The sequence below is a fragment of the Martinezella lusitana genome (assembly GCF_010668395.1).
In the GTDB taxonomy this organism is placed as follows: Bacteria; Pseudomonadota; Alphaproteobacteria; order Rhizobiales; family Rhizobiaceae; genus Rhizobium; species Rhizobium lusitanum_A.
In genome coordinates, this window is sequence record NZ_WUEY01000034.1 from 40,966 (window position 1) to 47,914 (window position 6,949).

Consider the following 6,949-nt stretch of genomic DNA (forward strand, 5'->3'; position numbering starts at 1 on the left):
AATAGGGATAAACCCATGAACATCCATGAATATCAGGCCAAGGCTCTGCTGAAGGGCTATGGTGCGCCGGTTGCCGAGGGTGTGGCTATCCTCAAGGTCGAAGAGGCCGAGGCGGCTGCAAGGTCGCTTCCCGGCCCGCTCTACGTGGTCAAGAGCCAGATCCATGCGGGCGGCCGCGGCAAGGGCAGATTCAGGGAACTCGGTCCGGATTCCAAGGGCGGTGTTCGTCTCGCCAAGTCGATCGACGAAGTCGTCGCGCATGCCAAGGAAATGCTGGGTCATACGCTGGTGACGGCGCAGACCGGCGAAGCCGGCAAGCAGGTCAACCGCCTCTATATCGAAGACGGCGCCGACATTGCCCGCGAACTCTACTGCTCGCTGCTGGTCGACCGCTCGGTCGGCAAGGTGGCCTTTGTCGTTTCGACCGAAGGCGGCATGGATATCGAAGCAGTCGCCCACGACACGCCCGAGAAGATCCACACGATCGCGATCGATCCGGAAGCCGGTGTGACGGCTGCCGACGTCGCCGCGATCTCCACGGCGCTCCAGCTCGACGGTGCAGCCGCAGAAGATGCCAAGACGCTCTTCCCGGCGCTCTACAAGGCCTTCGGCGAAAAGGACATGGCTCTCCTCGAGGTCAATCCGCTGATCGTCATGAAGGACGGCCACCTGCGCGTTCTCGACGCCAAGATGTCTTTCGACGGCAACGCGCTGTTCCGTCACGACGACGTCAAGGCGCTGCGTGACGAGACGGAAGAAGATGCCAAGGAAATCGAGGCCTCCAAGTGGGATCTCGCCTACGTGGCGCTCGACGGCAATATCGGCTGCATGGTCAACGGTGCCGGCCTTGCCATGGCGACGATGGACATCATCAAGCTCTACGGCAAGGAGCCGGCAAACTTCTGCGACGTCGGCGGCGGCGCCGGCAAGGAGAAGGTTGCGGCGGCCTTCAAGATCATCACCGCTGACCCCAAGGTCGAGGGCATTCTCGTCAACATCTTCGGCGGCATCATGAAGTGCGACGTCATTGCCGAGGGCGTCATTGCCGCGGTCAAGGAAGTCGGTCTCAAGGTTCCGCTCGTCGTGCGCCTTGAAGGCACGAACGTCGATCTCGGCAAGAAGATCCTGAACGAGTCGGGTCTGGCCATCACGGCGGCTGACGACCTGGACGATGCGACCAAGAAGATCGTCGCGGCGATCAACGGCTAATGTGAAGGATCTGAAAGAATGTCTATTCTCGTCAACAAAGACACCAAGATCCTCGTTCAGGGTCTGACCGGCAAGACCGGCACGTTCCACACCGAACAGGCGCTCGCTTACTACGGCACGCAGATGGTCGGCGGTATCCACCCGAAGAAGGGTGGCGAAACCTGGACCGGCTCGAAGGGCGAAAGCCTGCCGATCTTTGCAACCGTTGCCGAAGGCAAGGAAAAGACCGGCGCCAATGCATCCGTCATCTATGTTCCGCCGGCAGGTGCTGCCGATGCGATCATCGAGGCGATCGACGCCGAGATCCCGTTCATCACCTGCATCACCGAAGGCATCCCGGTCCTGGACATGGTGCGCGTCAAGGCTCGCCTCGAGCGCTCCAGGTCGCGCCTGCTCGGCCCCAACTGCCCGGGCATCCTGACGCCGGAAGAATGCAAGATCGGCATCATGCCGGGCTCGATCTTCCGCAAGGGTTCGGTCGGTATCGTTTCCCGCTCGGGCACGCTGACCTACGAAGCCGTCTTCCAGACCTCCAACGAAGGTCTCGGCCAGACAACGGCTGTCGGCATCGGCGGCGACCCGGTCAAGGGCACCGAGTTCATCGACGTGCTCGAGATGTTCCTGGCGGACGAAGCCACGACCTCGATCATCATGATCGGTGAAATCGGCGGTGCGGCTGAAGAAGATGCGGCGCAGTTCCTCATCGACGAAGCCAAGAAGGGCCGCAAGAAGCCGATGGCCGGCTTCATCGCCGGTCGTACAGCGCCGAAGGGCCGCACCATGGGTCATGCTGGTGCTGTGGTTTCCGGCGGCAAGGGCGATGCGGAATCGAAGATCGCGGCAATGGAATCGGCAGGCATCAAGGTGTCTCCGTCTCCGGCTCGTCTCGGCAAGACGCTGGTTGAAGTCCTCAAGGGCTAAACCTCCGGCAAGGCCGAAACACCAACGATGGAATTCGTAGCGCAACTCCAGGCGTTACTTGCGGGATATGGGCATGTTCAAGAAAATTCTGATCGCAAACCGAGGCGAAATCGCTTGTCGGGTCATCAAGACGGCAAAGAAGCTCGGCATCGCGACCGTGGCTGTCTACTCCGACGCCGACGCGGAAGCGTTGCATGTGAAGATGGCCGATGAAGCGATCCATATCGGCCGTGCGCCTTCCAATGAATCCTATATCGTCATCGACAAGGTCCTGGCGGCAATCCGCGCCACCGGCGCTGATGCGGTCCATCCAGGTTACGGTTTCCTGTCGGAAAATCCGGGCTTTGCCGAAGCTCTCGAAAAGGAAGGCATTGCGTTCATCGGACCACCGGTCGGTGCCATTCAAGCGATGGGCGACAAGATCACATCCAAGAAGCTCGCCGCCGAAGCGGGCGTTTCCACGGTTCCAGGCCATATGGGTTTGATCGCGGATGCCGATGAAGCGGTTCGGATATCGTCGTCGATCGGCTATCCGGTGATGATCAAAGCCTCCGCCGGCGGTGGCGGCAAGGGCATGCGCATCGCATGGAACGATCTGGAGGCCCGCGAGGGATTCCAGTCATCGAAAAACGAAGCCAAAAGTTCCTTCGGCGACGACCGTATCTTCATCGAAAAGTTCGTCACCCAGCCGCGCCATATCGAAATACAGGTGCTGGGAGACAAGCATGGCACGGTGCTTTATCTCGGCGAACGCGAATGCTCGATCCAACGGCGTAACCAGAAGGTCATCGAGGAGGCGCCGTCACCCTTTCTCGACGCGGCAACACGCAAGGCGATGGGCGAGCAGGCTGTCGCCCTGGCGAAAGCCGTCGGCTATCATTCGGCCGGCACGGTCGAGTTTATCGTCGACGGCGAAAGGAATTTCTATTTCCTCGAGATGAACACCCGCCTGCAGGTAGAACACCCTGTTACCGAGCTCATCACCGGCATCGATCTCGTCGAACAGATGATCCGGATCGCGTCGGGCGAGAAACTGAGCTTTGGCCAGAACGACGTCACCCTGACCGGCTGGGCAATCGAGAGCCGCCTTTATGCCGAAGATCCATACCGCAACTTCCTGCCCTCAATCGGCCGGCTTTCACGCTATAGGCCGCCTGAAGAGGGAAGGAAGACGGACGGTACGGTCGTCCGCAACGATACCGGCGTCTTCGAAGGCGGCGAGATTTCCATGTATTACGACCCGATGGTCGCCAAACTATGCACATGGGCGCCGGATCGTCTGGCCGCTATCGACGCGATGGGCCGAGCCCTGGACGATTTCGAAGTCGAGGGCATCGGCCACAACCTGCCATTCCTCTCCGCCGTTATGCAGCATGACAGGTTCCGTTCCGGCAAGATCACGACAGCCTTCATCGCAGAAGAGTTTCCAGACGGATTTCATGGCGTCGTTGCCGATGCGGTGTCCGCCGGCAAGCTGGCTGCGGTCGCAGCTTTCATCAATCATGCCGTCCAGAGCCGCGCAGCACTGATTTCGGGAACGATCGGCAATCACCGCCGCGTCATTGGTCGCGATTGGGTGGCGAAGGTGGGCGACCATTCGTTGGCTCTTTCCATCGACCGATCGGGCGAGGTTGCGACGGTCGGATTCGACGGAACCACGGTGCGTGTCGAAAGCCCCTGGAAGCCCGGCCAGAGCCATGCGGTCTTCCGATTGGATGGCGATGAAATTGGCGTAAAGATCTCGACCTCGGGCACCGGTATCCGGCTGCGCTGGCGGGGCATGGACATCATTGCCCATGTGCGCGAACCCCGAGTTGCCCAACTTGCAGCGCTGATGCCCGTCAAGCAGGCAGCCGACACCTCCAAGATGCTGCTTTGCCCGATGCCGGGCATCATCACACATGTTGCGGTGAAGGAAGGCGACGCGGTCGAGGCCGGACAGGTTCTTGCCACGGTGGAGGCGATGAAGATGGAAAATACGCTGCGTGCCGAACGGCGCGGCGTCGTCAAACGCGTCGCAGCCACTGCCGGCCAAAGCTTTGCGGTCGATGAATTGATCATGGAGTTTGAGTGATGTCGTCCGACAAGACGCTCGCCGATTGGGAGGCATTGGCAACGCGAGAGCTGAAATCGCCGGTCGATTCCTTGACCTGGGAAACACCTGAGGGAATAGCGATCAAGCCGCTTTATACCCGGGACGACCTCAAGGCGATCGACCATCTCGATTCCTTGCCGGGTTTTGCGCCGTTTGTGCGAGGGCCGCGCGCCACGATGCATGCCGGCCGTCCCTGGACGATCCGGCAATATGCTGGCTTTTCGACGGCCGAGGCGTCCAATGCCTTCTACAAGCGTAACCTCGCCGCTGGCCAAAAAGGCCTTTCCGTCGCCTTCGACCTTGCCACCCATCGTGGCTACGACAGCGATCATCCCCGCGTCGTCGGCGATGTCGGCAAGGCGGGCGTAGCAATCGACAGCGTCGAAGACATGAAGATCCTCTTCGACGGAATTCCTCTCCAGGACATGTCCGTCTCTATGACCATGAATGGCGCGGTCATTCCGATTCTGGCGAATTTCATTGTCGCGGGCGAGGAGCAGGGTGTTCCGCGGGCCATGCTGTCCGGCACGATCCAGAACGACATCCTCAAGGAGTTCATGGTCCGCAACACCTATATCTATCCGCCGCAACCCTCGATGCGGATCATCGCGGACATCATCGAATACACGGCGCGCGAGATGCCGAAATTCAATTCGATCTCGATCTCGGGCTACCACATGCAGGAAGCCGGCTCCACGCTGGTGCAAGAGCTTGCCTTCACGCTGGCCGACGGGCGCGAATATGTACGGGCGGCCATCGCCAAGGGCCTCAATGTTGACGATTTCGCCGGCCGGCTCTCCTTCTTCTTCGCCATCGGCATGAACTTCTTCATGGAAGCGGCCAAGCTTCGGGCCGCGCGCCTGCTCTGGTCGCGGATCATGGAGGAATTCCAGCCGAAGAAAGCCTCTTCCCTGATGCTGCGTACGCATTGCCAGACCTCGGGCGTGTCGCTGCAGGAACAGGATCCCTACAACAATGTCATCCGAACCGCCTACGAAGCGCTCTCTGCCGTGCTCGGCGGTACCCAGTCACTCCATACCAACGCTCTGGACGAAGCCATTGCGCTCCCCACCGAATTTTCAGCCCGCATCGCCCGCAACACCCAGCTCATCCTGCAGCATGAGACCGGCGTCACCAAGGTCGTCGATCCGCTGGCCGGTTCCTATTATGTGGAAAGCCTGACAGACGAGCTCGCAACGCAGGCCTGGGCGTTGATTGAAGAAGTGGAAGCACTCGGTGGCATGACCCAAGCAGTCGCAACTGGCATGCCAAAGCGCAGGATCGAGGAAGCCGCCACGCGCCGGCAGGCCGCGGTGGACCGCGGCGAAGAGGTAATCGTCGGCGTCAACAAATACCGGCTCGAAAATGAAGACACGCTCGACATCCTGGACATCGACAATGCTGCCGTTCGCCTCGCCCAGGTCAGGCGCATCGAAGACACGAAATCCCGGCGCGATCCGACGGCAACCGCAACGACCCTCGCGCGGTTGACCGAAATCGCCCACGGCGGGCAAGGAAATCTACTGGGGGCCGCCGTCGATGCCGCCCGCGCCCGCGCCACGGTCGGCGAGATCTCGGATGCCATGCGTCTGGTCTTCGGCGATCATAGCGCGACCCCCGAGGTGGTGAGCGACGTGTACGGCACTGCCTATGACGACGATCCGGAATATACGACTTTGGTTCATCGCCTCGGCGATTTTGCGAAATCGCTATCGGTCAAGCCTAAGATTATGGTGGCGAAGCTCGGGCAGGACGGGCACGACCGCGGCGCCAAGATCATTGCGTCAGCCTTCGGCGACATCGGATTCGAGGTCCTGGCCGGCCCCTTGTTCCAGACGCCGGAAGAAGCGGCCGATATGGCGGTCAGCAACAAAGTCCACGTCGTCGGCATGTCGTCGCTCGCAGCCGGGCACAAGACCCTGGCGCCCCAGCTTGTTGCCGCACTCAAGGCGCGTGGCGCAAGCCATATCATCGTCGTCGTCGGTGGCGTCATTCCGCGACAGGATTACGACTTTCTGCTCGAAAACGGGGTCGCTGCCGTCTTCGGTCCCGGAACGAACGTTCTCGAAGCTGCCCGCGCGATCGTTGATCTGATGCAGGGCAAATTGCGCAATCAGTGAGGTCACATGCTTGGTCCCGTAAACCACATTGCCATCGCGGTGCCGGACCTGGCCGGTGCGGTCGCTCTTTATTCGAAAATCGGCGCCCAAGTCTCAGCGCCGCAGGATCTGCCCGAGCACGGTGTTACGGTCGTGTTCATACAGTTCCCGAACACCAAGATTGAGCTGCTGTACCCGCTTGGAGAGGACTCTCCGATCAAGTCCTTTCTGGCCAAGAACCCGTCGGGAGGCATTCATCACATCTGCTTCGAGGTAGACGATATCGAGGAAACAGGCAGGAACGTGTTAGAGGCGGGGGTACGGATCCTCGGCAACGGCGCCCCGAAAATTGGTGCACATGGCCTTCCGGTATTGTTCGCCCATCCAGCCGACTTTTGCGGAACGCTCGTCGAGTTCGAACAGGCTGACGGGACCTGAGCTGCGGCGATCTCCGCTGCTCGGGTTCGAATTATCGATCGCATCGTGATCCTGATGCTTCAAGCCCGTCCCATCAGGTCGTTGGTCTGCGGGGGATTGCGTGCGCTTAAAACTATGGCGCTGGTCGCGCGCTGCCTATGTGGGAAGAGGGGAGTTGATATGATTGTAGGTGCTGTTCAGGAGCGGG

General features: G+C 60.5%; 5 protein-coding genes. All 5 read left to right on the top strand.

The window, feature by feature from the left end:
• Positions 1–15 precede the first annotated feature (15 nt).
• The 5 genes from sucC (at position 16) to mce (ending at position 6,762) form a co-directional block, all read left to right on the top strand.
• The gene (gene sucC, locus GR212_RS34265) at positions 16–1,209 is read left to right on the top strand and encodes an ADP-forming succinate--CoA ligase subunit beta (RefSeq protein WP_163994039.1); all 1,194 of its coding nucleotides are present in this window, start codon (positions 16–18) and stop codon (positions 1,207–1,209) included.
• An 18-nt stretch (positions 1,210–1,227) separates the two neighbouring features.
• Entirely contained in the window at positions 1,228–2,130 is a 903-nt protein-coding gene (sucD, locus tag GR212_RS34270; RefSeq protein ID WP_163994041.1) for a succinate--CoA ligase subunit alpha, read from the top strand.
• Positions 2,131–2,203: 73 nt separating this feature from the next.
• Positions 2,204–4,204: an acetyl-CoA carboxylase biotin carboxylase subunit gene (locus tag GR212_RS34275; protein ID WP_163994043.1), complete on the top strand. Its 2,001-nt coding sequence runs from the start codon at positions 2,204–2,206 to the stop codon at positions 4,202–4,204.
• Complete coding sequence (gene scpA / locus GR212_RS34280; RefSeq protein ID WP_163994046.1) at positions 4,204–6,345, top strand: methylmalonyl-CoA mutase; 2,142 nt, start codon at positions 4,204–4,206, stop codon at positions 6,343–6,345. The genes GR212_RS34275 and scpA overlap by 1 nt, the downstream gene beginning before the upstream one ends.
• Positions 6,346–6,351: 6 nt before the next feature.
• The gene (gene mce, locus GR212_RS34285; RefSeq protein ID WP_163994048.1) at positions 6,352–6,762 is read left to right on the top strand and encodes a methylmalonyl-CoA epimerase; all 411 of its coding nucleotides are present in this window, start codon (positions 6,352–6,354) and stop codon (positions 6,760–6,762) included.
• Positions 6,763–6,949 lie beyond the last annotated feature (187 nt).

Coding starts and splice junctions, on each gene's coding strand:
- scpA (WP_163994046.1), top strand. CDS start 4,204: ATGTCGTCCGACAAGACGCTCGCCGATTGGGAGGCATTGGCAACGCGA.
- sucC (WP_163994039.1), top strand. CDS start 16: ATGAACATCCATGAATATCAGGCCAAGGCTCTGCTGAAGGGCTATGGT.
- GR212_RS34275 (WP_163994043.1), top strand. CDS start 2,204: ATGTTCAAGAAAATTCTGATCGCAAACCGAGGCGAAATCGCTTGTCGG.
- mce (WP_163994048.1), top strand. CDS start 6,352: ATGCTTGGTCCCGTAAACCACATTGCCATCGCGGTGCCGGACCTGGCC.
- sucD (WP_163994041.1), top strand. CDS start 1,228: ATGTCTATTCTCGTCAACAAAGACACCAAGATCCTCGTTCAGGGTCTG.